Raw genomic sequence first — 26,041 nt, 5'->3', positions numbered from 1 at the left:
GTCACGCAATGCCGGACGGGGTGCTCGGGCCCCGGGCAACGCTTGAACTATAACGACTTGCACCGGGCACCCCAACGCGTCGGCGACGGTCCAGCAGCGAATAGCTCCCAGCGCCGGCCATGACCAGGGCCCCGATCCAGAGGAGAAGGATGTTCGGCTTGTACCAGGCCCGAACCACATGCGTGTCGGACTGAGGTTCTCCGAGCTGAAGATAGAACTGCGACAAACCGTCCGTCCTGATTGCCGCCTCGGTAGTGGGCATTCCACTGGCAAAGTACGTACGTCGCTCGGGTACCATCTCTGACTGCGCACCGGACGGTGCTGTGATGGTGAAGCGACCACTATCCACGAGGTAGTTCATCCCTCGTCCTTGATCGAAACTGTCGAACTGGATGCGGTAGCCGGAGAGCATCGCTTCTTGCCCGGGGTTGAGCGTAGTGACCAGTTCCGTCTCCCACGCCGTCACCGAAACGATCCCCAATACCGTGAGCCCCACACCGCAATGGGCCGCTGCGGTCGACCAGATAGAGGGCGGCAGACCCTTGAGCCTGCGAAGACTCTCGCCAACGGCGATGCGACCCAGCTTGCTACGCTCGATCAGCTCCGCGAACGAACCCAACATCACCCAGAACCCGAGCAGGAGCCCGACCGGCACCAGCGAAACGGACACACCACGCAGGGCCATCACGACGATGACGAGGCCCACCGTCAGGACCGCCACCCCCAGAAGTCGTTGGCCGGCTGCGACCAGATCCGCACGTTTCCATGCCAACAGCGGACCGAAGGGCAAGACGAGCAAGAGCGGGGCCATCAGCGCCCCAAAGGTCAGGTTGAAAAAGGGAGCGCCGACCGAGATGGTGGTGCCGGTGAGTGCGTCGAGCAACAGGGGATACAGAGTTCCGATCAGGACGGCACCTACGGCGGTCGCCAGGAAGAGGTTGTTGAGAATCAGAGCTCCTTCGCGGCTGATGGGTGCGAACAGTCCACCTTGGCGCAACGCTGGCGCGCGGATCGCGAACAGCAGGAACGCGCTGCCTATCAACATCGCCAACATTGCCAGGATCACAAGTCCGCGCGTCGGATCGCTGGCGAACGTATGGACCGAGGTCAGGATGCCAGAGCGAACGAGAAACGTGCCCAGGAGCGAGAGGGAGAAGGTTATGATGGCGAGAAAGATGGTCCAGATCTTCAGAGCGTTCCGCTTCTCCATCACCAGCGCCGAATGGAGCAAAGCGGTACCCGCCAGCCACGGCATGAAGCTGGCATTCTCCACTGGGTCCCAGAACCACCAGCCTCCCCAGCCGAGTTCGTAGTAGGCCCAATACGATCCCATGGCGATGCCAAGGGTGAGAAAGGTCCAGCTCAGCATGGTCCAGGGTCGAACCCAGCGCGCCCAGGCCTGATCGATGCGCCCCGATACCAGGGCGGCGATGGCAAAGGAAAAGCAGATCGAGAATCCCACATAGCCTGCGTAGAGCAGTGGCGGATGCACTGCGAGCCCGAAGTCCTGCAGTATCGGGTTCAGGTCGTTGCCCTCGAGCGGAGGCAGTTCCAAGCGCTCGAATGGGTTTGAAGTGAACAGCAGGAATCCGGCAAACGCTGCCGTGAGAAGGCTCTGCGTACCCAGCACCAGATTGCATAGATCGGACGGAAGCCGCTTGCCCAATGCGGCGACCAGCGCACCGAACAGCACCAGGATCAGCACCCAAAGCAGCATCGAGCCTTCGTGATTGCCCCAGACGCCGGAGATCTTGAAGATGAGAGGCTTGAGGGAATGGGAATGGCTCGCGGCCAAGCGCAATGAGAAATCCGACACCACGAACGCTTGCACGATCGTGACGAAAGACACAGCGACCAAGATGAATTGCAGAAGGGCTGCGCGCCGCATGACCGCAGCGAGGCGGGCGCCACCGCGCCATAGAGATAGTCCACCCATCGCGGCCACGGTGGCGACCGACGCTGCCAGTAACAATGCGAAATGCCCGATCTCGATGCTCACTGCTCTGCACTCTCCGCGCGCCATTCTCCTTGCGCTTTCAGAGCTTCGACGACTTCCTTTGGCACATAGTTCTCGTCATGCTTGGCGAGAACATTGCTCGCCTCGAAACGACCATCAGCGGCGATGGCGCCCTCGGCGACAACGCCTTGTCCTTCCCGGAAGAGATCCGGGAGGATTCCGGTGAACCGGGTCGATATTTCTTGCGCACCATCGGTAATGACGAAAACATTCTCCTGGCCACTGCGCGACCAACTGCTTTCCTTGACCAAGCCCCCGAGTCGAATCGGCTGACCCGGCGCGACCTCTCGGGTCGACAAATCGCTGGGCGCATAGAAGAATACGATTTGATCGCGCAACGCCGTCAGCACCAGGGCGGTGGAGATGGCCAATACAACTGCCAAGCCTGCGATGATCACAAGCCGCTTCTGCTTGCGAGTGAAGCCTTTCCGGCCACTGGCCCCACTGGTCATTCGCCTTCTCCTTCCGTTGCGAGGCCGGCATCCGACGCGAGCGCGTCAAGATCCTGCCGCACGGAGGCCAATGGATAGGCCAACACAGCGGCGTCATAGGATCGTTGAGCGCTCGCTGGATCGTTCAATACGAGATACGACCTGACCAGCTGCGTCCACTCCTCTAGGCTGCCGCCATCGGCGAACAACCTTGCGTGCAACCCTTCGACCATGCCGGAGATCATTTCGGCCTCGTCGACCAGCGTTGCATCGCCACCTCCCCGGGCCACGACGAGCCCCTGTCGAGCGGCATCCAGCCAGGGTTCATCTCCGGCTGCCATTTCCATCGCTTGTTGCCAACGCTGTATAGCTTCGTCTTTCTCACCGGCACGCGTCAGCTCCGATGCGAGATAGAGCCTGGATCGAACATGGGTCTCGTCCGATGTGGCGGCGGAGCGCAAGAGCTCCATGGCTTCCGCGCGGGCAGCGCCGCTACCAAGGAATAGAAGAGCCTCCGCCAGATCCGTCTGCCCATCGGCCGTTGCAGGACCTATTCCCAGTGCCGTGCGATATGCCTCAGCGGCTTGCTCGAATGCACCCATTTCCATTCTCAGGGTCGCAAGTGCACGCCATCCATCCGCATCATCGGGATCACCCAGTAGGTGGGACTCGATACGCTGTACAAGGCTCTCATAGCCTGTCGCCTCCGTTCGCTCGGCTAGGGGCCGTCCGGGCAAATGAGGGCTTCCGTGGGTCGCGTAGCCCCCGACAGTCAAACCAACGATCAGCAGTGCACCTGTCACCATCATCCCCGGCCCGAAGGACTGTTTCGGTGAGGTGTGGGCTTCGTGCCGAGCCCTGAGCACTTCACGGGCGAGTTCCGCTTTTGCGACTTCCGCTTCATTGACCGACAGCTTTCCTGACACCGTGTCGGCCTCTATCTCCGCGAGCACATCCCGGAAGGGCTCCGTTGGGCCAGCTTCACGTCTCGCGTCGCCCGAGGCGCTCCAGTATGACTGCAGCAACCAGCCCAAGACCAACAGCGCTCCCACCAGCGCTGCTATCCAAACCGAAATCATGCGAAGTATTTACTGAGAAAATGCATCATATTTTCAAGGTCGACGGCTGCTCTCGGGCGAGAACGATCATCGCCTTACCGAAAAGATCAATGACCATCCCTGCGAAAACGCAAACTAGCATGACGAAAAGACGACCTTCTTTCTTAACGTGATCACAATATCGGCAAATCGTGGGTTGACCTTCGAGATGACGCCTTTAAACTCCTTGTGAGTTTGAGTGGATGAAGATCGGGCTGGTTGAGGCATGACCGAGCATCCTGAAGCAGGCGTCACGACGCCGTCAAGGCGGCGCTCAGAAATCATCGCATTCCTGGTGCTGGCCTTCGGCATCTGGCCGATCGTTGCTGTCGTCTTCGTCGGCAGCTATGGCCTGGTTGTTTGGATCTGGCAGATGATCTTCGGCCCACCCGGTCCACCTACGGGGGGGCATTGATCATGGCCAATGACAACGCATTGACCCGCCGGGACGTCATGCTGGGCAGGATCGGCGCGAACAAGACATCCCGGCATCATGTCTCCAGCGCGATCGTACGCGCGCTTCCGTCGCTAGTTCCCGACCTTTCCCAACGCCTGGCGGAAATGCCGGGTGTGGAAGTGGTCGCAAGTGGCGAGGGCAAGATCGTCCTTGTGCTCGAGGGAAGCGGTCCTGGCGAACTGGGCGAGAAGCTGACCACGATAAACCTGATGGGCGGAGTACTTGCCGCCAGCATGGTGTTCGAACAAGCCGTCGTTGAGGAGGAGATGCGTCATGACACTGGAGCTCAACCGACGTGACGTCCTGAAGGCTCAAGCCGCTGCGGTCGCGGCGGCAGCTGCCGGCATAGCCTTGCCCGCGGCCGCGCAACCGGTCGCCGGGGGCGTCGAGACGCTCGAGATAAAGTGGTCGAAGGCACCTTGCCGTTTCTGCGGCACGGGCTGTGGCGTGATGGTCGGGGTCAAGGACGGACATGTGGTCGCTACCCACGGCGACATGCAGGCCGAGGTGAACCGTGGCCTGAACTGCGTGAAAGGCTACTTTCTCTCCAAGATCATGTACGGCGAGGACCGCCTCACGACCCCTTTGATGCGTCGGACCGGAGGCGTTTACGACAAGAATGGCGAGCTGGAGCCCGTCACATGGGACGAGGCCTTCACGGTGATGTCCGACAAGGTCAAACAGGTGCTGCGTGAGAAGGGTCCGAAGGCACTTGGCATGTTCGGCTCCGGACAGTGGACGATCTTCGAAGGCTATGCCGCGACCAAGCTGATGCGCGCCGGCTTCCGCTCCAACAATCTCGACCCCAACGCACGACACTGCATGGCCTCGGCCGCCACCGCTTTCATGCGCACTTTTGGCATCGACGAGCCGATGGGATGCTACGACGACTTCGAGCATGCCGACGCCTTCGTTCTCTGGGGCTCGAACATGGCCGAGATGCATCCGATCCTCTGGACGCGTCTTGCCGATCGACGCCTCGGCAATCCCCATGTACGCTGCGCGGTGCTTTCGACTTTCACCCATCGAAGCATGGATCTGGCCGACGTCCCGATCATCTTCAAGCCAGGAACGGACCTGGCGATCCTGAACTACATCGCCAACCACATCATCACGACTGGTCGAGTCAACGAGGATTTCGTCAACAAGCATACCAAGTTCATGCGCGGCATGACCGACATCGGCTATGGATTGCGTCCCGAGCATCCTCTGGAACAAGCGGCCACTGGCGCCGCGACGGCCGGCCAGATGGACCCGATCGATTTCGAGGCCTTCAGTGAGCTTGTCTCGGAATACACGTTGGAGCGCGCTTCGGAGATCAGCGGGGTGGAGCATGGGTTCCTCGAGGAACTGGCCGAGCTCTACGCAGATCCCTCCACGAAAGTCATGTCGCTTTGGACCATGGGATTCAACCAGCATGTTCGTGGCGTCTGGGCCAACCAGATGGTCTACAATCTGCACCTCCTGACCGGCAAAATCTCCGAACCGGGCAATAGTCCCTTCTCGCTGACGGGTCAGCCATCGGCCTGCGGGACGGCGCGCGAGGTCGGCACGTTTGCCCATCGCCTACCAGCGGACATGGTGGTAACCAACGATGAGCACCGCCATCATGCCGAGGAGATATGGCGACTGCCCGCTGGGCTCTTGCCGGCCGAGCCTGGCTATCATGCCGTTGAGCAGGACCGGCGTCTCAAGGACGGCGACCTGAATTTCTATTGGATACAGGTCAACAACAACCTTCAGGCGGCGCCGAACAACAGCAATGAAACCTATCCGGGCTATCGGAACCCGGACAATCTGATCGTCGTCTCGGACGCCTATCCGACCATCACTGCAAGCGCCGCGGACATCGTCCTGCCAGCAGCCATGTGGGTCGAGAAAGAAGGCGCGTATGGGAACGCAGAGCGCCGCACCCACGTCTGGCACCAACTGGTCGATGCGCCAGGCGATGCCAGGTCCGATCTCTGGCAGCTGATGGAGTTCTCCAAGTACTTCACCACAGATGAGGTGTGGCCCGCTGACGTGCTGGACGCAAACCCGGATTATAGAGGCAAGACCCTGTTCGACGTCCTCTACCGCAATGGCAAGGTCGACAAGTTCTCCGAGTCGGAGGTCAGCTCCGAGTACGACAATTGGGAGGCCGCGGCATTCGGCTTCTATCCGCAGAAGGGCCTCTTCGAGGAGTATGCCGAGTTCGGTCGTGGACACGGACATGATCTCGCGCCCTACGACACCTATCACGAGGTTCGTGGTCTTCGCTGGCCCGTCGTCGACGGCGAGGAAACTCTTTGGCGCTTCCGCGAGGGCTACGACCCCTACGTGACACCCGGTTCTGAAGTCGAATTCTACGGTCAGGCGGACAAGCGCGCCGTCATTCTCGCTGTCCCCTACGAACCGCCCGCCGAGTCGCCTGACGACGAATACGATCTCTGGCTGGTGACTGGCCGGGTGCTGGAGCACTGGCACTCCGGGTCGATGACCATGCGTGTTCCAGAACTGTACAAGGCCTTCCCCGGAGCGGTTTGCTTCATGAACGCCGCTGATGCCCGCGAAAGAGGATTCAACCAGGGAATGGAAGTGCGCATCGTGTCGAGGCGAGGCGAGATTCGTTGTCGCATTGAAACCCAAGGGCGCAACCGCATGCCCAGCGGCGTGATCTTCGTACCCTGGTTCGATGCCAGCAGGTTGATCAACAAGGTCACCCTGGACGCCACCGATCCGATTTCCAAGCAGACGGACTTCAAGAAATGCGCGGTAAAGATCATTCCCGTCGCCTGACGGTCCTCATGAGCGTCATTCTCGCAGTCGGTATCCTCGCCGGCAGCGCGCTGGCGCAGTTTGCGCCCGAGTTGCGTGGCCCAACGGATCCGATGTCCGATGTCGAGGCCGATCCGATTCCGCGTTGGGTTACAGATGATGTGCGGCAGATGCGGGCCTACCCCGAACAGCCCCCAGTGATCCCGCATTCGATCCAGGGCTACCAATTGTCGGTGAACACCAACCGCTGCATGTCGTGCCACAATAGGGAGTTCACGCAAGGGTCCGGAGCTCCCATGATTAGCATCACCCATTTCATGACCCGCGAGGGACAGATGCTGGCTGACGTGTCGCCCCGCCGATACTTCTGCACGGCCTGCCATGTGCCGCAGGCCGACGTCGCCCCCCTGGTGGAGAACGACTTCGTGGACATGATCGATCTCGGCGCCAAACCTGTGGGCTCGGAATGAAACTGTTCGGTTGGATAAAATCGGTCGTCCGTTGGGCCTGGAAGATACTCATCACTCCTGCCGGCACCATGGGCCTGGGCGTGCTGACTCTCGGCGGGTTCATGGGGGGCGTGCTGTTCTGGGGCGGCTTCAACACGGCGATGGAATTCACCAATCGCGAGGAGTTCTGCATTTCCTGTCACGAGATGGAAGCCAACGTCTTCGAGGAATTGACGCGCACCGTGCATTTCGCAAACCGCTCGGGCGTTCGGGCCACCTGTCCGGATTGCCACGTGCCACACGATTGGACCGACAAGATCGCACGCAAGATGCAGGCGTCGAAGGAGGTCTGGGGCCACATCTTCGGCTCCATCGATACGCGCCAGAAATTCCTTGAGCATCGCCTCGAGCTCGCCCAGCACGAATGGGCTCGGCTGAAGGCAAATGACAGTCTTGAATGCCGCAATTGTCATTCGGCCGTGGCGATGGACTTGTCCCGGCAGGCGCCCCGCGCCGCAGAGATCCACAGCCAGTACCTGCTGACCGGGGAAGCAACCTGCATCGATTGTCACAAGGGCATCGCACACGAATTGCCAGACATGACGGGCGTTGATCCGGGTTGGAAGGTCCCACCTGAACTGCAAGGCGAACAGCTTCCCGAGGCCCCTGCGTCGGTGGAGGCGGTCTCCCATTGACACGCGCATCTACTGGTTGCTGCAGCCAACCTAGCCAACCAGCTCGGCGCGCCTTCAGTAGAAGGGTATAGACCATAGTGGCCGTATTCGGCGCCGTTTGCCTTCGGGTGGCGTCTACTGGCGGACAGGCGTGGCTGAGGGCCGAGAGTTTGGAGTGTTTCTCAAGCTGGCCGGAGTCACCGTCGCGGCGGCCATCGCTGAAATCTGCCGGCGGGCTGTCCGAGTGACGCAGGCCGCCGATCGCTAGTAGCTCGAGTACTTGAATTTAATTGGTCAGCGCGGACTGCCTGCTGTACTTTTCCTCTCCAACAGATTTGGTATCCGCTTTCCGGCTGCCTGTTTGACAGCTTCAGTGACTGTTTTGGGCGCAGTTGACGCTTGGCGACTCCAGACCCCGTCGCAGAAATAGGGGGCAACGTTTCGTATTCCCCGCAGCAGACGTGACGCGTGCTCCGTTGTTTATGTCGTTTGGGGCGTATCAGTCTCGAGATGGCGCGCAAACAGGGCTGCACCCAGGGCGGCAATCGCTGAGGCCAGCATCACCATGAGCAGGCCAGACCGGGCATTCTCTTCCGTCAAAACAGCTCCTGCGATCGCTGCCATGATGGAAGCACCGGCGACGGTGATCGCGCCGGCGAGACCGGCGGCGCTTCCCATCTGGGTTGCGCGAACCGACATCGCCGCGGCATTGGCGCTTGGCTGCGTAAGTCCGTTCGACAGTCCGACGAAAAAGCATGGCCCGAACAATGCCGCCACATGTTCGACGCCGGCAAAGTACAGGACGATGCCGAACAAGAGCCCCGCGCAAGCCACAATCCTTCCTGCAATCAGCAGGTTGGCTTGCGGGAGTTTGCCGGCGAGCCGCGCGGCAAGAAAACTGCCAAGCATGAAGCCGGCTGTGATCGAGCCCATGTAGAGACCCAGAACTGCCGGCGATAGATCAAAGGCTGAAGCGGCCAGCGGGGCGCCCGCCAGGAAGGCGTAGAAGGCGCCCACCGAGAAGGCCATACATAGGCAATAGGCCAGGAAGCGCCTGGAGCCGAGTAGTTCGGTATAGGCCTTATACTGCTCCAGCATTGTCATGGATCGCGAGGTGTTCGTTTCGCGCAGGTCGGTCCAACACAATGCCAGGACTGCGATTCCAAAAAGCGCCAGAATGCAGAAGCTGGCCCTCCAGCCAAATAGCTGATCGAGCAGCCCGCCTGCCGTCGGGCCGAGCATGGGTGCAACGGCCCACGCCATGGCCAGATAGCCGAACCGGCTAGCCGACTGTTCTCGAGTGGTCGTGTCACGGATCACGGCGAGCGCCACCCCGTAGGTTGGTGCGATCACGGCTTGCACCATCCGGCAGGCCAGAAAGGTCCAGGCATCCGGCGCCAGGGCGCACCCGATTGTCGCAGCGATAAATATCGTCAGCGCCCCGAGGATTACGGGCCGGCGACCAAAACGGTCCGAGAGCGGGCCCAAAACGAGCTGCAGGCACGCTGACACAATGGCATAGGCCGCCAGCGAAAGCCCCATCAGTCCATAATCGACGCCAAATTCGGCGGCCATTTGGGGAAGAGATGGGAGAAAGAAGTTGATCGGCAGGATAGCAAGTGCCGACAGAAAGACTAACGTAAATAGGCGAGGAGAAGCTGATGAACCTGACATGATCAAAGCCAATTGCTTGCGTTGGAAACGAGGCATTAAAAAAGCCCCTTAAAGGGGCTGATTTCTCCGCGCATGGGTGCCTTTGCCTGGCAGCTATGCTGCCGTGCCCATGCGCGCACCTACTACGACCATGCGATTTTCGATCATCATGCCCCAATTGGTACGGCGCGGAGGAATGTTCGTCAACTCGACGTCTGTCCCGTTCGTCAGGAGCGAATGACATGACCCTTCTGGGCGGTGTCGGACACCCGTCGAATGGCCGGAATGGGCGGGTGGCAATCGGTCCGTTCTACTTGTGCCAAGCACGAAACAGGGTTCTTGTCACTGGTAGCCAGAGGTGTCGCCCAACAAGCTCGGGGGTTTGAACGCAGCCCCATTGCGCTATTTCGTGTCCTCACTGGCAGTAGCCAACTGCTTGGCAAGAGTTGTAAGCCTCTCATCGAACCCTTTCATGGCCGCGGCGAGTTGGCGCTGGGCGGCCATTTCCTTTTCGCTGAGTTGTGCTGCCAGTTTCTCGATCTTGCGATTCTTGGACATGATCAGCGCCTCGGCGCTCGAAAGAGCTTTGCTAGATCTTTCAAGCTCCTTGCCGAGGTCGATAACCTGGTCGTCCAACGCCGCATTGACCGATCCTAGAGTTTCCAATTCGGCCTCCAGGTCGCCAAGCATCCGATGCAGTCGTTCAATCTGATCGCGGGTTCGCGCCGCTTCAGCCTTGCTGCCCTCGGCAAAGATCTGCGCGACGATTGGCCGGACCAGATCGAGGACGCCAGCCGGAAGGTCCTCCGTCACCTGCGGCAGCTCTTCGCGTAAAGTCTTCAGATGCCTCAAGACTGTCGGCTTGGATCCGCCGCCGATTGCGGCAATGACGGCGTCGGCGGTGGCACGTTGATTGTTGAGGTGAAGCTGCGCCACCGCGGCGCGGACTTTCTCAAGGCTTGCGATTTCAGCGCTCATGGTGAGCTCCTGTAAGTTTTGGTTTAGTATAGTACGGTTTAGAACCGTACTGCAATATTGAGTGAGGTCGGGTCGCCGGTCCGCGATTGGCGCGGACCGGCCTGAGTTAATGGAGGGTCTCTCCATGCTGCGGGCCGAGCCTGTAGTATCGGCTCAAGGTACGGGCCCAGCCCTGCTGGACATCGGCTGCCAGCACGATGGACGTGCTGCACGGCCCGTCTTGAAGCTTTGGATGCCCCCGAACCTGCCCGATTAAGTACATGACACCCGTCGCGGTCCACCGTGGCTCCCAGTCCGTCAGCAGCGGCGCATTGGACAGATCGTCTGGACTGGGCGAGTGCCCGCTGGCCAGCCTCTCCCAATCCTTCAACGCTCTCTTCAGCTTTTTGGCAGACACCCGGCTCATGACCAGGGCTCCTTGGCGTGTTCACGGCAGCGCACACTCCACCAACCGATATCCTTACGCAGGTGCCCGTGGGTGCCGCACATTTCGCAGAGGTGGCCGGAGATATGTTCGGCCGCCGAGATGATTTCATCGCCAAGGTCCGGCAGGTCGCCATGCCAATAGAACCTCAGTGTCCCGAACTTCTCTTTGATCTGGCTTGGCGCCCAGTCTCTGGTAGGTGCGATCTCGTTCAGCCAGGAGAAGGCGGCGTCCAAAAGATCGGTCCAGCCAGGACCGCATTCAAAGCCCACAACCGCCTTGTCGTGCTTGCTGTGAAGCGCCCGCAGGTCTCGATCTTCCGGCGGCCAGCCCTTCGGATTAAATGGTGTCGACCGGCTCCAACGCAGGCGCTGCATGCGCACAATCAGTTCCACGAGGGTTTCGCGATTGAACGGCGGGTGAGGGGAAAAGCCCGATCCGCCGATGGCTTTGACCGGACGCCCTGGCGCGATATGCGCAGACAGGGTCTCAGGAGCGGTCCCCACGACGGCCAGAGACGCAAGAGCGGGATCCCCGGCGAGGCAGGCCTCGATCAAAGATTTGGTTTCTGCGGCGATGCTCATGATGACGCCTCCGCCAGAGCCAAGGTCTGGTCCAGGTCAGAAGGCAGATCGGCTTGGACGCTTTCGGCATCGAGGATTTCGTCAAGCCGCTCACCGGTAATGACTCGTTCGTCGAGCAGGGCGTCGACAAGGCGGGCAATGTCAGTCTGCCGCCGGATGACGATGTCCGTGGCCCGCTTGAGGCAGCGGTTGAGTTCGATGTCGATGACGATGGCAAGAGGAACACCATTCTTAAAGTCCCGATGGTCCGTGTTCTTCGCTGTCCGTAGTGAACCATAGAGACCGAAGTCCAAAATGGCTGCGCGCAACAGGGAATTGACGCTTTCTAAGTCTGCCGCGGCCCCGGCATGGCCTCCAGAGCCCAAAGCCTCATCTGCAGCCCGACCGCCCAGCATCATGGTTCCGACGCGCTCAATCTGTTCCCGGGTGAGAAGGCTAGTGTCGGTATCACCCGATTTCACATAACCCCCGATCTCGCCAATACCCAGGATAGACACCTCGTGGACCGGCAGCCCCAATTCAATCGCAACCACAGCGTGACCGGCTTCGTGCAGGGCTACGGCGCGGTCCTTGTGCGGTGAACGGCCATCGGGCGGCGCGACCAGGTCCAGTACGTCGCGCAGGACCAGAGGGCGCCCCGCTTTTTGGGCCTGCGCCAGGGCCGTTTCGCACCAGCTCTTGATGCGCGCCGGACTTGCACCAATTGCCAGCCGCGCCAGTTGGACCACTGCGGATACGGGCAGCCTGTCCCCAAGGAAACAAGCAAACAGCCGCTGCCGGTCCATGGCATCGGGCAAGAGGACCGGCACCCGCCGCTCCAGCCGGCCGGGACGGATAAGGGCCCCATCCAGCTTCTCAAAATGATTGGTGGCGCCGAGCAGCAAGATGGGTTTTCCCGCATGCCTAAGCTTGTCGATTTCCGTGAGAACGAAAGTGACGACGGGCGTCCACCACTGGCTGTCCTTTTCATCCATTGCAGCGCGGTTGGGCAGACTATCGATTTCGTCGATCAGACCGACGACCGGGGTGGTGGCCAGCGCGATCTCGTCGAAAAACCTGCGAGCTGCGCGAATGACATCACCCAGGTGTCCGCCGGAACTTGCAAACCATTCGCCGACGGAGGTCCGCACAAACGTCCAGCCAGCCGAACCGGCCAGAGCTTCGGCCAGTGTGGTCTTGCCCGTGCCGGGCGGTCCTTCGAGGCAGGCATGGATGAGGCTCGCCGACTTGAGCTTTCCCTCTTCCACCTTTCCCATTAATTCCAGCGTTTCGAGTGCCCAGGCGGACACCGAGCGCGTCATTGCCAGGTCCCAAAGGGTAACTGTCGTCCCTGCGCCGACATCCTTGCGCAAAGTTTTGGAAGCCCGGCGCAGATTGAACACGCATTCTCGCGCCGAAAGCAGCGGCCGGATGGCGGTGACAAAATTTTCGACGCCAAGGCCTTCGATATCGGCACGATGCAGCCCCCGTACAGATTGACCGGTGACCGCCTGGATTGTCTGCCGGACCACGGCCAGGTTCGGCGGTGCTACGGTGATGATGACATCCGCACCAACCAGCGCCTCAGGGACCAGGATGCGCTCCGGATCGGGGGAGATGAGGATGACCGTGCGCCCCCATTGCAGTTTTGCCAACTCGTGCCGGCCATTAAGGTCCTGCGATTTGCCCGGGCGCGGCGGCTCGCAATAGGCTTCGACGACCACGTTATGATCCTCGGCTGCGATGTATGTGTCGAGCAGCCGGGCGGTGGCCTCATCCTTGGTCTTGATGATGATGAGCTTCGCCGCAGACTTGAACAGCCTGCGCAGCTTGGGGGTAAGGGCCCTGTCGAGCAGCAGCCGGCCCAAAGCCTCACCGGGACGCTCGAGCTCGCGCGGTGCTGTGTCGGAAGCGGATCCCGCACTGGTCTTGTCATTGGTGTCCTTGCGGGACTTACGGTTGAGAGTGGAAAGAGACATGCGTGTTCTCCATCGGCGGCGGCCGAAGCCGCGCCTTGAACAGAAGATGAGGAAAGGGTGTGGGAAGCGGAATGCCGGACGCGCGCTAAAGAGCGAGCGCGTCGACCTCACAGTCGTCCGGGTCTATGGGCTGCCAGCAGGCCAGGCCGAAGCCTTTGCTGCCAGAGACGAAATGGCCGACGGCACTGCCCGAAGAAAAGACCATGTCGCGCATGAGGACATAGCAGCTGCCATCCTCGGCCAGCTCCAACAATCCCGAATGCAGCCATGCCGCCCTTTGGAAGGACGCATTGGCAGATGCGGATTTTACCGTGTCGATACGCACGTCGCTGCCGCGCAGCAGCAACCAGGTCCCGTCATCACGCTCTGCGGCCAGTGCCGTCAGACCGCGATAGTTGAGTTCCATCACCCGGCCTTCGGGAATGGACTCGAAGGGACGGACCGCTCCGAGGCGATCGGGTTCCGCGCGTGGACCGGCCAAGCGCTGACGCACTGAACCCTCGAGGAACATGATGCCGGCCCGACGCAGGGCCAGAACCACCTGTGCGGTGAACTGAACCAGCTGGTCATAGCGGTCGACGCTGATCGGGGCGCCGTCGGGCTGCTTGTTGACCACAGTGAAGTCGGCATCGTCCGACACGTAACCCCACAAGATCCGCTCGAGGGCGAGCCCGTCTTCCTCTGTCAGGCCATTACTGGCATCAGTGATGACGAGGATGGTGTCAGGCAGAGCGTCCATCTGTTTGCCCATGGCGATCCGGAAGCCGACATCGCTGCCATAACCGATATAGGCTTGGTCGCCGCAGAGCTGGATATAGACGCCAGGCTGCTGCAGACCGGGGGCATATTTAAAGGCAGCGCGATGCCTGCCGGATCCACGAAGGATCCGGGGCTGCAGTGATGAAGCTGGGACCTGAACCAATTCGGGCGGCAACTCAGCGTCAGTGTCGGCCACAACGTCGGTCCACTGCGCAGTGGCGAGCTTGTCTTCCAGGCATTCGCGCGAAGGGACTGGTGAAGGAGCCGCGTCAACCGGGACGAGGTCACCGGATTGGTCGGACGGCAGACGCCGGGCCAAAATGGTGTGGGCATCGATGATGCCTTCCGACAGCACGACCAAAGCACCGGCAGCCACGAGAGCAAACACGGCGCTGACCGGATCGTCATGACTGGGAAGCTCGGCGATGATGTCGCTGATACTCGCCGAACCGGTTGCATCGACCGCGGACAGGATCTGCACCTGCACACTCGGCGTCAGCATCGGATGGCTGATCAGCCCGGGATGCGTCAGATCCGTACCGCCCGATGCGGGCAGATCAGATGTTGGGGAATGGGGGTTGCATGCAGCCATGCGGCCGCTAGAAGTGGCATTAGCCTTCATTGAACTGCTCCTAACAGTTTGATGTCGGTCAGGTCGACGGCGGGTTTGCAGACCTTCCGTCGGCCGCCCCTTGCAGGGGGTGTTTCAACCGTTTCGACGCCGGAATTGGCATCATCTGAAAAGGCTGCGGGATCCGTTTTGACTTGGCAATCCCCATTCTACGTCAGCGTGAATCGTGGTTAATTTTTGGTGCCGTGCCGCCGCACGCATGAGGTGGAGAATAGATTAAGGCGCGCAAGGACCTGCTTTTTCCGCTTTGCGCCCGTCCAGAATGATCGGCACCGCACAGCGCCGAGCCTGCCTCTCCATACGTTTAGGTCCCTGCCATTGGGCAGTGTCTCGTGCCGTCATTGGCCCAGATAGCTGCTCACCAAACTCATGAATGCCGGCGGCGGGCCACGGAAAATCCTCACGTCGATGGGGTCGTCGCGCTCATCCCGGAACATACGGCTGGCGGGGGCGAGTTGGTATTTTCCGTGCGGTGTCAGGAAAACCAGAAGGTCACCTTTGCCGGCGTAGTTGAGGTAGATGTGTTCGGCACTGGTCGTGCACCACTTTGTCCCTAAGCCCCAGAATCGGGCTGCGGCAAAACCCTTCAGCCGCACTACCATCCATCTCCCATCGCGGTAGAGAATTTCGGATTGGCGATAGGCTTCTACTTTGAGGCTTTCGCGTTCTTTCCGCCTCTGGGTTTCTGCAATCCGGGTCGGAATGATTGACCTCAGGTCATCCACTGTTCGGTACTGACCGATATCCCGCTGCTCGACCGGCAGCTCGTCTTTGAGGGCATGGAATCGAGCAAGCGCTCTCCGGACGTCTTGCAGCTGCATGAGGTCCACGCTCGTCCGAAACCCTCTCTGGTCCCAGAGCCGGCGGCGCCAGTGAGAAAGCCAACCGTGGTAGAAACCATCCGTGGGGTCGAACAGGCAGATCAGAGGAAAGACACGTTTTTCACGCTCGACGGAAAGATATGGGTCCAGGTTTTCTCGGCCCGCGCGGACCCAGGTCGCCTGCAGATGGTCGATAAGTACAAAATCGGCGCGGTTGAGATTCGTGGGCATGTGACATGGTGACTGGCGGTAGTGCCGCGGTTCCGCGACCCGGATTGTGGATCCCCAGGATCACGCACTTGACGCCTCTGCGGGCGAGTTTGCCGACAAGATTATGCTCGTTAGAGGAACGATAGCGGAGAACAAAGGCTGATAGCCTGGCCCGATGCTGTGCGTTTAAACGGTTGCAATGTGCTAGCATTGTTCGGAAACGGATCCAGAAATGCTGTAGGCGAGGAGACTTTCGAGTAGCGGACGGCCCGAACTGCGCCCCATTTCTGTCATCCACTTGGTCGTCTCGATCTCCCCAGACCGGACGGTCCGCTTACGACGATGAGACGGAGAGATGTGTGTCGGTTGCAGACCGGCATTTTTAGGCCGAAGGACCGAAGAACTGGCATCAGGTTTGCGTTGATAACGATGCAACGGCGTGCTTTTCGATGCACGCCGACCACTGCATTTGTTCTCTTAGGGGCGCAGCATCCCCGGAGTGTTGCTGAGAAAGGTCACGCCGCTGATGCTGGCAGCGCAGGGCAGCCGGATCAGGATACGGCCCAGCCCCCCATGTCGCCATGCGGCGGGCAGCCAAAGCGAAAGAACTCTAAATAGTGGGATAGGCTGCCGAGCCCTTGCCGCGTTTTAGTGCCCACGGGCCATCCAGATCCTGTTGGACCATAGTAAGATCGAAAACACAGTGCGGAAACTGAGCCTGGACGTTGATGACGGCCAGTGCGGCTGACAAGGCGACAAGCTGTGAGGAGATGATGCCTCTGCCGGAAAAATGCCGACCGAACCAAAGGCCCCATATCCAGCAGGAAAAGACGGAGGTTTCCGCCAAAATCCCGAAGACCCGCCCGGCCACACCGCGGATCAATCACCTGGCCGAGCAGTTGGAGGCGCGGCGTGGGCGCCTCGGGAACCTGGAGATTGGCCGAACGTTGGATGCCACCCCGATGGGCAGATCTCGCTCACCGATCCGGATGCCCGAGCCATGGCAACTGGGCGCGACGATCGCAGTGTCGTCGGCTACAACGTCCAGGCTGCCGTTGACACCAGGCATCACATCGTCATTTCCAGCACGGTGGCGAACCGCTGGCCATCATGGGCCAGACCCCTCGGGTGCGACCGCCACTGAAAGGCTTTGGGCGGAGCTCTGCCAGAATATCGTTCGTGTGCAATCTATATAGAGGAGGCGGAGCGTCGACGCCCCCCAGTCATGATGAAGCGGAAACCCGCATTGCGAATGGAGTTGCGGCCAACGGCGTCGTCAAGCATAACCCGTTCGCTGCCTTGTCGGTGACGGCACCCTAGGTTTGATCTCGCCGGTTCGATTCTGGAGAATTGCTGGTTGCTACCCTTGCGGGTACGGCTGATCGCTCCGACAGGAGTTCGGACGCGTCAAGCACGGCAGCAACCCCCGGATCGTCATCGCCCAGCATGGCAGCAATACGTTCCAGCGCCGCAATGAGCATTGACTGCTCCCAGTCCTGCAACGCCAGGAAGTGTTGGTGGAACTGGGCGTGGGCACCCTCGGGCGCAATCTCCAGCACCCTCCGTCCTGGCTCAGTCAACGACAGCAGGACCTGGCGTCTATCTTTTTCGCCCCTCCGACGCTGAATCATGCCCAGGCTTTCAAGCTTTTGCAGTAGGGCCGTGGTGGTGGCTTGGGTAATTCCCATGCGGCCGGCAACATAGCCCGCCGTTTGCTCGTTCTCGCCGTCGAGAAGCTGCATGAAAATCAATTGGGACGGTGTCAGCCCTGTTTCGCGCAGGAGCTGCCTGGAGTTCCGCTCGGTCGCGCGCAGAATCTTGCGCATGGCCGTCAAGGCAAGTTTGGTCCGATCTTCCACTGCGCCACCCGGTGAATATCAAGCCACTGTATCGCCCCCGACAACCGAACCCAAGATATTACGTTGCCGTCATATTAGCACATAATTAGTTTCGATGAAGCTATTTCTGAAGCTCCAGACCATTTCTTTGAATTTCAAAACTATATCGGCTCGCGCACATTGGCATCAAGTCGCTGAATAAAAAGCGCTTTTAATCGATTCGACGATGACTCATCGTGCTGCGGAGTCAAATTTTGGCTTGATTGTGGGTTGTAATTTAGTTCGATATGGCTAACCTTCGTCACCATGATTTATGGCAATTCAGTGCTGTTCGATGCTGGCGTCCTTGGTCGGGAGGCACCCAAGGCGACTATTCGTGCGCCTGAAAGTACGGATGGCGTCAGAGTGTGGGCGCTGATCAAGTCGACAGAATCGCTCGACGACAATTCGATCTATGCGAACCTGTTGCAGTGCACGCATTTTGCTTCGACCTGCGCCATAGCCGAACATGATGGTGCGGTGGTCGGCTGGGTTTCGGGGCATATCCTGCCCGAGCAGCCAGACACGCTGTTCGTCTGGCAGGTCTGTGTCAGCGACGTCGCGCGCAGCCAGGGCCTCGGTCGCCGCCTGATCGGCGATGTTCTGTCCCGCCCCGTCTGCCGCGCCGTGACGACGCTGCAATGCACGATCACGCACGACAATGAGTCGAGCTGGGGCCTGTTCACCGCCATTGCGCGCAGGCTCGACGCCCAGATGCGTCAGGTCGAAATGTTCGACAAAGACGACCACTTCGACGGTCACCACGACGGTGAATATGGGGTCAGCATTGGCCCATTCAATTTAAAGCAAATTGCGGCGCTCAGCAGCGCCTGACCTCGCTGCTTCAACCTTATCCCTACTGCCTAAGTCCAGGAGACGCCCTTATGGCCACGACCGCATCCATCACGCCTATCAATACCTTCGAGCGCGTTGAAAGCCGCGTCCGTTCCTATTCCCGCAGCTTTCCCAAGATGTTCGACCGGGCGCTGGGCGCGACCATCTATGACACGTCTGGCAAGGGCTACACCGATTTTCTCGCCGGATGCTCGACCCTGAACTATGGCCACAACGATCCGGACCTCAAGGCCGCGCTGATCGAATATATCTCGAACGATGGCATCGCCCATGGCCTGGACATGTACACCGACGCCAAGGAAAATTTCCTCGCGACCTTTGAGCGCTTGATCCTGCGTCCGCGCAATATGCAGCACAAGCTGCAGTTCACCGGCCCCACCGGCGCAAATGCTGTTGAAGCGGCCTTGAAATTGGCCCGCAAGGTCACCGGCCGCACTAATATCATTTCCTTCACCAATGGCTTTCACGGCGTGACCATGGGCGCTCTGGCGGCAACCGGCAACGGCAAGCATCGCGGCGGCGCAGCAATGCCGCTCTCTGGCGTGGACCGCGCAGCCTATGACCGCTACCACGGCCCCGATATCAACACCGCCGACTTGCTGGACCGCGAACTGTCGGACCCGTCCAGCGGCATGGACGCACCTGCAGCGATTATCGTGGAAACCGTGCAGGGCGAAGGCGGGCTTAACGCCGCCTCCCCCGAGTGGCTGCGTCAGATCCAGGCCATCGCCAAAAAGCACGGCGCCCTGTTCATCGTCGATGACATCCAGGCCGGCTGCGGTCGCACTGGCGGCTTCTTCTCGTTCGACGACATGGGGCTGTCGCCAGACATCATCACCATGGCAAAGTCGCTGTCGGGAATGGGCCTGCCCCTCGCCCTGACCTTAATCAAGCCCCAGCACGACATCTGGAAGCCGGCCGAGCATAACGGCACCTTCCGTGGCAATAACCACGCCTTCGCCACAGCCGCTGCGGCGCTGGAAAAGTTCTGGTCCGATGATCAGTTCATCACTGCGGTGAACGAGAAGGCCCGCTATCTAGGCGAACGCCTTGGCGCCATTGCCGACGAGCATGGCCTGACCACCAAGGGGCGCGGCATGATGGTGGGGATCGATGCAGGCTCAGGCGAAAATGCCTCTGCGATCTGCAAGGCCTGCTTTGCCAAGGGCCTCATCATCGAAACGTCAGGCAGCTTTGACGAAGTCGTCAAGGTGTTGTGCCCGCTCACAATTTCCCTCGAACAGCTGACCGCCGGCATCGACATCATGGAAAGCGCCTTTAACGCTATCCTGGGGTCCCACCGCGCTGCTGCCGAATAGGGAGACCGCATCCATGATCGTCAGAGATCTCGATTCCGCACGAATGACTGACCGCCTCGTCCATTCAAACGGCTGGGACAGCACCCGACTGCTGTTGGCCGGCGACGAGATGGGCTTCAGCTTTCACATCACCCGCATCCATGCGGGCACCAGCCATGTGTTCAACTACAAGCACCACTTCGAGAGCGTCTATTGCGTCTCCGGTGAAGGCTCCATCGAGGAGTTGGATACCGGCGTGGTGCACCAAATCCGCCCGGGCGTCATGTATGCCCTCAACCTCAACGACAAGCATCGCCTGACCGCCAAGAGCGAGATGGTGATGGCGTGCTGCTTCAATCCGCCGGTCACCGGTCAGGAAGTTCACCGCGAGGACGGCTCCTACGCCCCGGTCTCCGAAGACGCGTGATCGCGTCCCGAGAAACTTCAAACTGAAAGGCGAAAACATGACCCAGTCAGCTTTCGATACCGCCAGTCACGACGACTACCCCACACGCCTGCCCGCTGAAAAGTGGCAGGAGCGCAAAGACCCCGTCGTCTGGGGCAAGTGGACCCGGGAAGCGCCGCTAACGCGTGCGCAGACCGACAGCTTTGAAAAGAACGGCTATTTGATCCTCAAGGATGTTTTCTCCCCGGCAGAGATCGCTGCCCTGCAGAAAGAATCCGCCCACATGCGTTCGGGCGATGCCGAAATCGCCACCGACAATGTCATCACCGAGCCCGGCTCGGACGAGGTGCGCACCGTGTTTCGGCTTGACGAGGAGAACACCCTGTTTGACCGTCTGGCCCGTGACCGGCGCGTTGCCGGCGCGGTAAGCTTCCTGCTCGATGACGATGTCTATCTCCATCAGTCGCGCCTCAACTACAAGCCCGGCTTTACCGGCAAGGAATTCTACTGGCACTCCGATTTCGAGACTTGGCACGCCGAAGATGGCATGCCGCGCATGCGCGCCATCTCAGCCTCGATCCTGCTTACGGACAATGACGCGCTCAACGGCCCGCTTATGCTGATGCCAGGCACGCACAGGAACTTCGTCGCCTGCGCCGGCGAAACGCCGGAGGACAACCACAAGACCTCGCTCAAGAAGCAGGAAGTGGGCGTCCCTAGCCATGAGAGCCTCACGCGCATGGCCAAGGAACACGGCATTGAATATGCCTCGGGCAAGGCCGGCACTGTCGTTCTGTTCGACTGCAACACCATGCATGGCTCGAACGGCAACATCACGCCCTTCCCGCGCTCCAATGCCTTCTTCGTTTACAACGCCTGGGCCAACCGGGTCGGCGCGCCCTTTGCTGCCAAGTCCCCGCGGCCGCCCTTCCTCAGCTCGCGCGATCCAAAGGGTCCCATCAGCATCGAGGCCGGCAAGATTGGCTGAGGTCGTACTTGAACCGCAATCGATAATTGACCGTCTCCGCTCCCCAAATGGGAAGCGGCTGGAGACCATATGACCGACCAAACCACGCGCCACACTGTCGAAAAAATCGGCGGCACGTCGATGTCCCGGACCAAGGAACTGCTTGAGACAGTTCTGATTGGCGACCGCAAAGGCGCGGATCTCTATCAGCGCATCTTCGTTGTTTCGGCCTATGCCGGAATGACGGACGATCTGCTTGAGCACAAGAAATCGGGCGAACCCGGCGTCTACGCGCTTTTTGCCAGCGCCGAAAGTGGCTGGGCCTGGGGCGACGCGCTGACCGCTGTTGCCGACAAGATGTATGCCCAAAATGAGTGCATCTTTTCGGACGAAGGCGCGCGGCAGTCGGCCAACCGTTTCGCGCGCGAGCGGATCGAGGGGGTTCGCTCCTGCCTTATCGACCTGTCGCGGTTGTGCTCCTTCGGGCACTTCCAGCTGCAGCAGCATTTGTTGACGGTGCGCGAAATGCTCGCCTCGCTAGGGGAGGCCCAATCGGCCTTCAACACCAGCCTGCTGCTCAACCTCAACGGCGTGCGGGCCCGCATGATCGATCTCACCGGCTGGCGCGACGAGGCCCAATACACACTCGACGAGACCATCGAGCGCGCACTGGCGGATGTCGACCTCAGCGCTGAGCTACCGATCGTCACCGGCTATACCCAATGCCGCGAGGCACTGATGGGCACCTATGACCGGGGTTACAGCGAAGTGACGCTGTCGCGGTTGACAGTGGTTACCGGGGCCCGGGAGGCGATCATCCACAAGGAGTTTCACCTTTCGAGCGCCGATCCGCGTCTGGTATCTCCCGACGCGGTGCGCGTCATCGGCGAGACCAATTACGACGTGGCCGACCAGCTTTCCAACATGGGGATGGAGGCCATCCATCCCTGGGCCGCCAAGAGCCTCCGACAGGCCGGCATACCGCTGCGGGTCAAGAATGCCTTCGAGCCCGAGCATCCGGGCACCGTCATCCGTTCCGATCTCGACGCGCAGGCGCCGCAGGTGGAGATCGTCACCGGCCTGTCCAATGTCTATGCGTTCGAATTCTACGACCAGAACATGGTCGGAGTGAAAGGCTATGACGTCGAAATCCTCGAGGCGCTCAAGCGCCACATGGTCTGGATCATAGCCAAGACCTCGAACGCCAATACCATCACTCACTTTCTCAAGGGCTCGATGAAGGCGATCAAGCGGGTCGAGGCCGACCTGTCGTCGGTCTTTCAGAGCGCCGAAATTTCGCTGCGCAAGATCGCGCTGGTCTCGGCCATTGGCCGCGACCTGGGCTCGACCCGGGTACTCGCCCAAGCCATGCGTGCCCTGTCCGATGCCGGCATCGAGCCGCTCGGCGTGCACGACCTGCTTCGCAAGGTCGACCTGCAGGTCATCGTCGAACCCGAGCAGTTCGAAGCCACAATCGCGGCCCTGCACAAGGGCCTGATCGAAGACTGGGATGTCGCGCCGCAACAGAGATTGCACGCGGCGGCCTGATCCATGGCCGGCAGCAGGGATGGGCAGCCGTCGGCTTCAATCGCCCGAAGACCAAGAAACAGGAGAACACACATGACCAAAATCGGAAAAACCGCAGTCATGGCACTGTCGGCCATTGCCGCTTCGGCTCTTGCCTCCACCGCTGTCAGCGCTGCAACGCTGGCCGAAATCCAGGATACCGGTTCCATCCGCATCGCCGTGGCGAACGAGATTCCCTACGGCTATGTCGATCCCAATGGCGAAGCCATGGGTGCGGGTCCAGACGTGGCCAAGGCCATCATGGAAAAGCTGGGCGTCGAGAACATCGAGTGGGTCACCACCAATTTCTCCTCGCTGATCCCGGGCCTGCAGGCTGATCGCTTCGACATGGTTGCCGCCGAAATGGCCATCCTGCCGGACCGCTGCCAGCAGGTGCTCTTTTCCGAGCCCAACACGTCCTATGGTGAAGGCCTGCTGGTTGCTGCCGGCAATCCCAAGGACATCCATGCCTATTCGGATTTCGTAGAAAACCCCGACCTCAAGGTCGCCATCATGGCTGGCGCTGACCAGCTCGAAATGATGCAGAAGCTGGGCGTTGACGAAGCCAATCTCGTCACCATAGCCGCCAATGCGGATGCTATTTCGACTGTTTCCACCGGTCGTGCCGACGCCTATGCAGCCACCAGCCTCACCGCCAGCGGTCTTGCAGGCCAGAACGATGGTGTGGAAGTGGCCGGTGAGTTCACCGACCCCGTCATTGATGGCGAGGAAGTGCGTAGCTGGGGTGGTTTCACCTTCGCTTCGGGCAACGAGGACCTGCGCGACGCCGTGAACGAGGCCCTCGCCGAGTTCAAGCAGACCCCCGAATGGTCCGAGACCCTGATGGGTTACGGGTTCACCCAGTCGGACGTCGACGGCTCGGATCAGCGGACCACCGAAGAGCTTTGCGCGGCCGAATAATCCGGCCTTTTCAGCGCGTATCTGGGCGGGTGCTCCGGCGCCCGCCCTCAGCGCGTTTCAACCACTGCACGGAAACCAAGCATGCATTGGACTGAATATTTCCCGCCCCTGATGGAGGGGGCGTGGGTCACCATACAGCTCACGGTCTATTCGACCATTCTGGGTGCTGCGCTGGCCTTTGTCTTCGGCATCGGCAAGCTGTCATCCAACTGGGCCATCAAGGGTGTTTCGGTTGCCTATATCGAGGTATTCCGCGGAACGTCCCTGCTGGTGCAGCTGTTCTGGCTCTATTTTGCGCTGCCGTTGGCCGGCATAGCCATCGGTATCGACCTCAGGTTGCCGCCGGTGCTTGCCGGGGTTCTGGCTCTGGGGCTCAATATCGGCGCCTATGGGGCCGAAGTGGTGCGCGGCGCGATTCAGTCGGTGCATACCGACCAGCACGAGGCGGCGCGGGCCCTCAACTTCACTCCGCGCCAGACCCTGTGGAACGTCACCATTCCACAGGCCGTGCCCGAAATGATGCCGTCCTTCGGCAATCTGGCCGTACAGAATCTCAAGGACACCGCGCTGGTCTCACTAATCAGCCTGGGCGACCTCACCTTCCGTGCCGAACAGATCCGCAACTTCACCCAAGACAGCACCACCATCTATTCGATGCTGCTGGTTACCTATTTCGGCATGGCATTGGTGCTGACCGCCGTGATGCGCGGGCTCGAAACCTATGTGAGCCGCTGGCGCACGGCGAGGAGTTGACCCATGCTGTTTGGATATCAATGGGACCTTTCCAGTCCCCTCGCCTTTGCAGTTTCCATCCTGCCGATCCTGCTTACCGGCATGGTCGTGACCATCCAGGCTACAGTGCTCGGCTTTCTGGTCGCGCTGGTCCTGGGGCTTGTCTGGGCCGTCCTCAAAGCGGCGCCGTCGCGCTTCATCTCCTGGCCGGCCAAGGTCGTCACCGAGTTCATCCGCGATACGCCGCTCCTGGTGCAGCTGTTCTTTCTCTATTACGTGCTGCCCGAATACGGCATCGTGCTGCCCGCTTTCATGACCGGTGCCCTGGCTCTGGGCATCCAGTACAGCGCCTATACGTCGGAAGTGTACCGGGCGGGCCTTGAAGCCGTCGGCACTGACCAACGCGAAGCGGCGCGGGCGCTCAACCTCTCTTCGGCCCGCACCTTCACCCATATCGTCGTGCCGCAGGCGGCGCCGCGCATCGTGCCGGCCATGGGCAATTACCTCGTCTCGATCATGAAGGACGTGCCCGTGCTCTCGGTGGTTACGGTGCTCGAAATGCTCAACGTCGCCAAGATCGTCGGCGACCGCACCTTTGACTATCTGGTGCCGCTTTCCATGGTCGGCGCGCTCTATCTCATCATGACCTTGGTTGCCTCGACCGGTGTACGTCTGCTCGACACCTGGCTGCCCAAACAGGGGATTCCCTTGAAATGACCGATCCGATCATCAAATTCGATAATGTCGTCAAACGCTTTGGCGAGCTGACCGTGCTCGACAAGCTCAATTTCGAAGTCAATCGCGGCGAGAAGGTTTCGATCATCGGACCATCGGGCTCCGGCAAGTCAACCGTGCTGCGCATTCTGATGACGCTCGAAAGCATCAATGGCGGTGTGGTCACCGTGGCCGGCGAACCGCTCTGGCATGAAAGAGGGCCAGACGGGTCGCTGGTCCCCGCGAGCGAGGCGCATCTGCGCAAGATGCGGGCACAGCTGGGCATGGTGTTTCAGCAGTTCAATCTGTTCCCGCACATGACCGTGCTGCGCAACATCACCGAGGCGCCGACCAAGGTGCTCGGCCTGTCAAAGAAGGACGCAAAAGATCGCGCCGAGGAATTGCTGGAGCTGGTTGGCCTTGCCGACCAGGCGCAGAAATATCCGCACCAGCTCTCGGGCGGGCAGCAGCAGCGCGTCGGTATTGCCCGGGCTCTGGCAATGCGCCCAAATGTCCTCCTGTTTGACGAGCCAACTTCGGCGCTCGATCCGGAATTGGTGGGTGAAGTGCTCAATGTCATCGGCAAACTCGCCGAGGAGCACGACCTGACCATCCTGCTGGTGACACATGAAATGCGCTTCGCCCGCGAAATCTCTGACCGGGTCTGCTTTTTTGACCAAGGCCGCATCCGCGAAGAAGGCGCCCCCGAAGATCTGTTTACCGATCCCAATGAAGAGCGCACGCGCGAGTTTCTCAAGGCTGTGCTGAGTTGATGCAAGCAGTATAGGGACAGGAGCGAACTGCC

The 26,041-nt window shown here is 60.4% G+C and carries 25 protein-coding genes and 1 pseudogene; 15 read left to right on the top strand and 11 right to left on the bottom strand.

Features of this window, described 5'->3' with window-relative positions:
- Position 1: 1 nt before the first annotated feature.
- From NIM87_RS16245 to ccmI, 3 genes are read right to left on the bottom strand one after another with little or no spacing between them, the layout of a single operon-like run.
- A complete protein-coding gene (locus tag NIM87_RS16245; protein WP_254675745.1) occupies positions 2–1,999 on the bottom strand; it encodes a heme lyase CcmF/NrfE family subunit in 1,998 nt (665 codons plus the stop codon).
- Positions 1,996–2,469 (bottom strand): cytochrome c maturation protein CcmE, encoded by a 474-nt coding sequence (ccmE, locus tag NIM87_RS16240; RefSeq protein ID WP_254675744.1) that lies wholly within the window; start codon positions 2,467–2,469, stop codon positions 1,996–1,998. Before ccmE ends, NIM87_RS16245 begins: the two co-directional genes overlap by 4 nt.
- Complete coding sequence (gene ccmI, locus NIM87_RS16235) at positions 2,466–3,527, bottom strand: c-type cytochrome biogenesis protein CcmI (RefSeq protein WP_254675743.1); 1,062 nt, start codon at positions 3,525–3,527, stop codon at positions 2,466–2,468. Before ccmI ends, ccmE begins: the two co-directional genes overlap by 4 nt.
- Positions 3,528–3,771: 244 nt before the next feature.
- On the opposite strand from ccmI, the gene napE reads away from it, so the two are divergent.
- From napE to NIM87_RS16210, 5 genes are read left to right on the top strand one after another with little or no spacing between them, the layout of a single operon-like run.
- Complete coding sequence (gene napE / locus NIM87_RS16230; RefSeq protein ID WP_254675742.1) at positions 3,772–3,960, top strand: periplasmic nitrate reductase, NapE protein; 189 nt, start codon at positions 3,772–3,774, stop codon at positions 3,958–3,960.
- Between the two features lie 2 nt (positions 3,961–3,962).
- Complete coding sequence (locus tag NIM87_RS16225) at positions 3,963–4,301, top strand: chaperone NapD (protein WP_254675741.1); 339 nt, start codon at positions 3,963–3,965, stop codon at positions 4,299–4,301.
- Positions 4,276–6,780, top strand: coding sequence for a periplasmic nitrate reductase subunit alpha (gene napA / locus NIM87_RS16220; RefSeq protein ID WP_254675740.1), 2,505 nt, complete (start codon positions 4,276–4,278; stop codon positions 6,778–6,780). Before NIM87_RS16225 ends, napA begins: the two co-directional genes overlap by 26 nt.
- Positions 6,750–7,229 (top strand): nitrate reductase cytochrome c-type subunit, encoded by a 480-nt coding sequence (locus NIM87_RS16215; RefSeq protein ID WP_254675739.1) that lies wholly within the window; start codon positions 6,750–6,752, stop codon positions 7,227–7,229. Before napA ends, NIM87_RS16215 begins: the two co-directional genes overlap by 31 nt.
- Positions 7,226–7,903: a NapC/NirT family cytochrome c gene (locus NIM87_RS16210; RefSeq protein ID WP_254675738.1), complete on the top strand. Its 678-nt coding sequence runs from the start codon at positions 7,226–7,228 to the stop codon at positions 7,901–7,903. Before NIM87_RS16215 ends, NIM87_RS16210 begins: the two co-directional genes overlap by 4 nt.
- A gap of 459 nt (positions 7,904–8,362) precedes the next feature.
- On the opposite strand, the gene NIM87_RS16205 is transcribed toward NIM87_RS16210, so the two are convergent.
- The 7 genes from NIM87_RS16205 to NIM87_RS16180 all read right to left on the bottom strand — a co-directional run bounded on the left by NIM87_RS16205 (position 8,363) and on the right by NIM87_RS16180 (position 15,921).
- On the bottom strand, positions 8,363–9,568 hold the full coding sequence (locus tag NIM87_RS16205) for a multidrug effflux MFS transporter (RefSeq protein ID WP_254675737.1): 1,206 nt from the start codon (positions 9,566–9,568) through the stop codon (positions 8,363–8,365).
- A gap of 369 nt (positions 9,569–9,937) precedes the next feature.
- The gene (locus NIM87_RS16200) at positions 9,938–10,513 is read right to left on the bottom strand and encodes a DNA-binding protein (RefSeq protein WP_254675736.1); all 576 of its coding nucleotides are present in this window, start codon (positions 10,511–10,513) and stop codon (positions 9,938–9,940) included.
- Positions 10,514–10,619: 106 nt separating this feature from the next.
- Positions 10,620–10,919 (bottom strand): DUF6634 family protein, encoded by a 300-nt coding sequence (locus NIM87_RS18835; RefSeq protein ID WP_408640096.1) that lies wholly within the window; start codon positions 10,917–10,919, stop codon positions 10,620–10,622.
- Positions 10,916–11,521, bottom strand: coding sequence for a hypothetical protein (locus NIM87_RS16195; RefSeq protein WP_254675735.1), 606 nt, complete (start codon positions 11,519–11,521; stop codon positions 10,916–10,918). Before NIM87_RS16195 ends, NIM87_RS18835 begins: the two co-directional genes overlap by 4 nt.
- The gene (locus NIM87_RS16190; RefSeq protein WP_254675734.1) at positions 11,518–13,479 is read right to left on the bottom strand and encodes an AAA family ATPase; all 1,962 of its coding nucleotides are present in this window, start codon (positions 13,477–13,479) and stop codon (positions 11,518–11,520) included. The genes NIM87_RS16195 and NIM87_RS16190 overlap by 4 nt, the downstream gene beginning before the upstream one ends.
- 85 nt (positions 13,480–13,564) lie before the next feature.
- Positions 13,565–14,860: a DUF4357 domain-containing protein gene (locus tag NIM87_RS16185; protein ID WP_254675733.1), complete on the bottom strand. Its 1,296-nt coding sequence runs from the start codon at positions 14,858–14,860 to the stop codon at positions 13,565–13,567.
- Positions 14,861–15,207: 347 nt separating this feature from the next.
- Positions 15,208–15,921, bottom strand: coding sequence for a hypothetical protein (locus tag NIM87_RS16180; RefSeq protein ID WP_254675732.1), 714 nt, complete (start codon positions 15,919–15,921; stop codon positions 15,208–15,210).
- 937 nt (positions 15,922–16,858) lie between these two features.
- Here NIM87_RS16180 and NIM87_RS18830 point away from each other — a divergent pair.
- Positions 16,859–17,002 (top strand): annotated as a pseudogene (locus NIM87_RS18830) (IS5/IS1182 family transposase); the annotation flags it as partial.
- Between the two features lie 214 nt (positions 17,003–17,216).
- Here NIM87_RS18830 and NIM87_RS16175 read toward each other — a convergent pair.
- A complete protein-coding gene (locus NIM87_RS16175; protein ID WP_254675731.1) occupies positions 17,217–17,759 on the bottom strand; it encodes a MarR family winged helix-turn-helix transcriptional regulator in 543 nt (180 codons plus the stop codon).
- Positions 17,760–18,044: 285 nt separating this feature from the next.
- Between NIM87_RS16175 and ectA the strand changes: the two genes are divergently transcribed.
- From ectA to ehuA, 9 genes are all read left to right on the top strand, one after another.
- Positions 18,045–18,611: a diaminobutyrate acetyltransferase gene (ectA, locus tag NIM87_RS16170; protein WP_254675730.1), complete on the top strand. Its 567-nt coding sequence runs from the start codon at positions 18,045–18,047 to the stop codon at positions 18,609–18,611.
- Between the two features lie 50 nt (positions 18,612–18,661).
- A complete protein-coding gene (ectB, locus tag NIM87_RS16165) occupies positions 18,662–19,951 on the top strand; it encodes a diaminobutyrate--2-oxoglutarate transaminase (RefSeq protein WP_254675729.1) in 1,290 nt (429 codons plus the stop codon).
- A 13-nt stretch (positions 19,952–19,964) separates the two neighbouring features.
- Positions 19,965–20,357, top strand: coding sequence for an ectoine synthase (locus NIM87_RS16160; protein WP_254675728.1), 393 nt, complete (start codon positions 19,965–19,967; stop codon positions 20,355–20,357).
- Between the two features lie 37 nt (positions 20,358–20,394).
- The gene (gene thpD / locus NIM87_RS16155) at positions 20,395–21,324 is read left to right on the top strand and encodes an ectoine hydroxylase (RefSeq protein ID WP_254675727.1); all 930 of its coding nucleotides are present in this window, start codon (positions 20,395–20,397) and stop codon (positions 21,322–21,324) included.
- Positions 21,325–21,393: 69 nt separating this feature from the next.
- Complete coding sequence (locus NIM87_RS16150; protein WP_254675726.1) at positions 21,394–22,851, top strand: aspartate kinase; 1,458 nt, start codon at positions 21,394–21,396, stop codon at positions 22,849–22,851.
- A gap of 72 nt (positions 22,852–22,923) precedes the next feature.
- Positions 22,924–23,790 (top strand): ectoine/hydroxyectoine ABC transporter substrate-binding protein EhuB, encoded by an 867-nt coding sequence (gene ehuB, locus NIM87_RS16145; protein ID WP_254675725.1) that lies wholly within the window; start codon positions 22,924–22,926, stop codon positions 23,788–23,790.
- A gap of 81 nt (positions 23,791–23,871) precedes the next feature.
- Positions 23,872–24,543, top strand: coding sequence for an ectoine/hydroxyectoine ABC transporter permease subunit EhuC (gene ehuC, locus NIM87_RS16140; RefSeq protein WP_254675724.1), 672 nt, complete (start codon positions 23,872–23,874; stop codon positions 24,541–24,543).
- A gap of 3 nt (positions 24,544–24,546) precedes the next feature.
- Positions 24,547–25,239: an ectoine/hydroxyectoine ABC transporter permease subunit EhuD gene (gene ehuD, locus NIM87_RS16135; protein ID WP_254675723.1), complete on the top strand. Its 693-nt coding sequence runs from the start codon at positions 24,547–24,549 to the stop codon at positions 25,237–25,239.
- Entirely contained in the window at positions 25,236–26,009 is a 774-nt protein-coding gene (gene ehuA / locus NIM87_RS16130; protein WP_254675722.1) for an ectoine/hydroxyectoine ABC transporter ATP-binding protein EhuA, read from the top strand. The genes ehuD and ehuA overlap by 4 nt, the downstream gene beginning before the upstream one ends.
- The last annotated feature ends 32 nt before the right edge of the window (positions 26,010–26,041 follow it).

This window comes from Devosia ureilytica (assembly GCF_024273195.1).
In the GTDB taxonomy this organism is placed as follows: Bacteria; Pseudomonadota; Alphaproteobacteria; order Rhizobiales; family Devosiaceae; genus Devosia; species Devosia ureilytica.
Note: the sequence above shows the minus strand (reverse complement) of the source record. Positions and strands in the feature narration are given on the sequence as shown.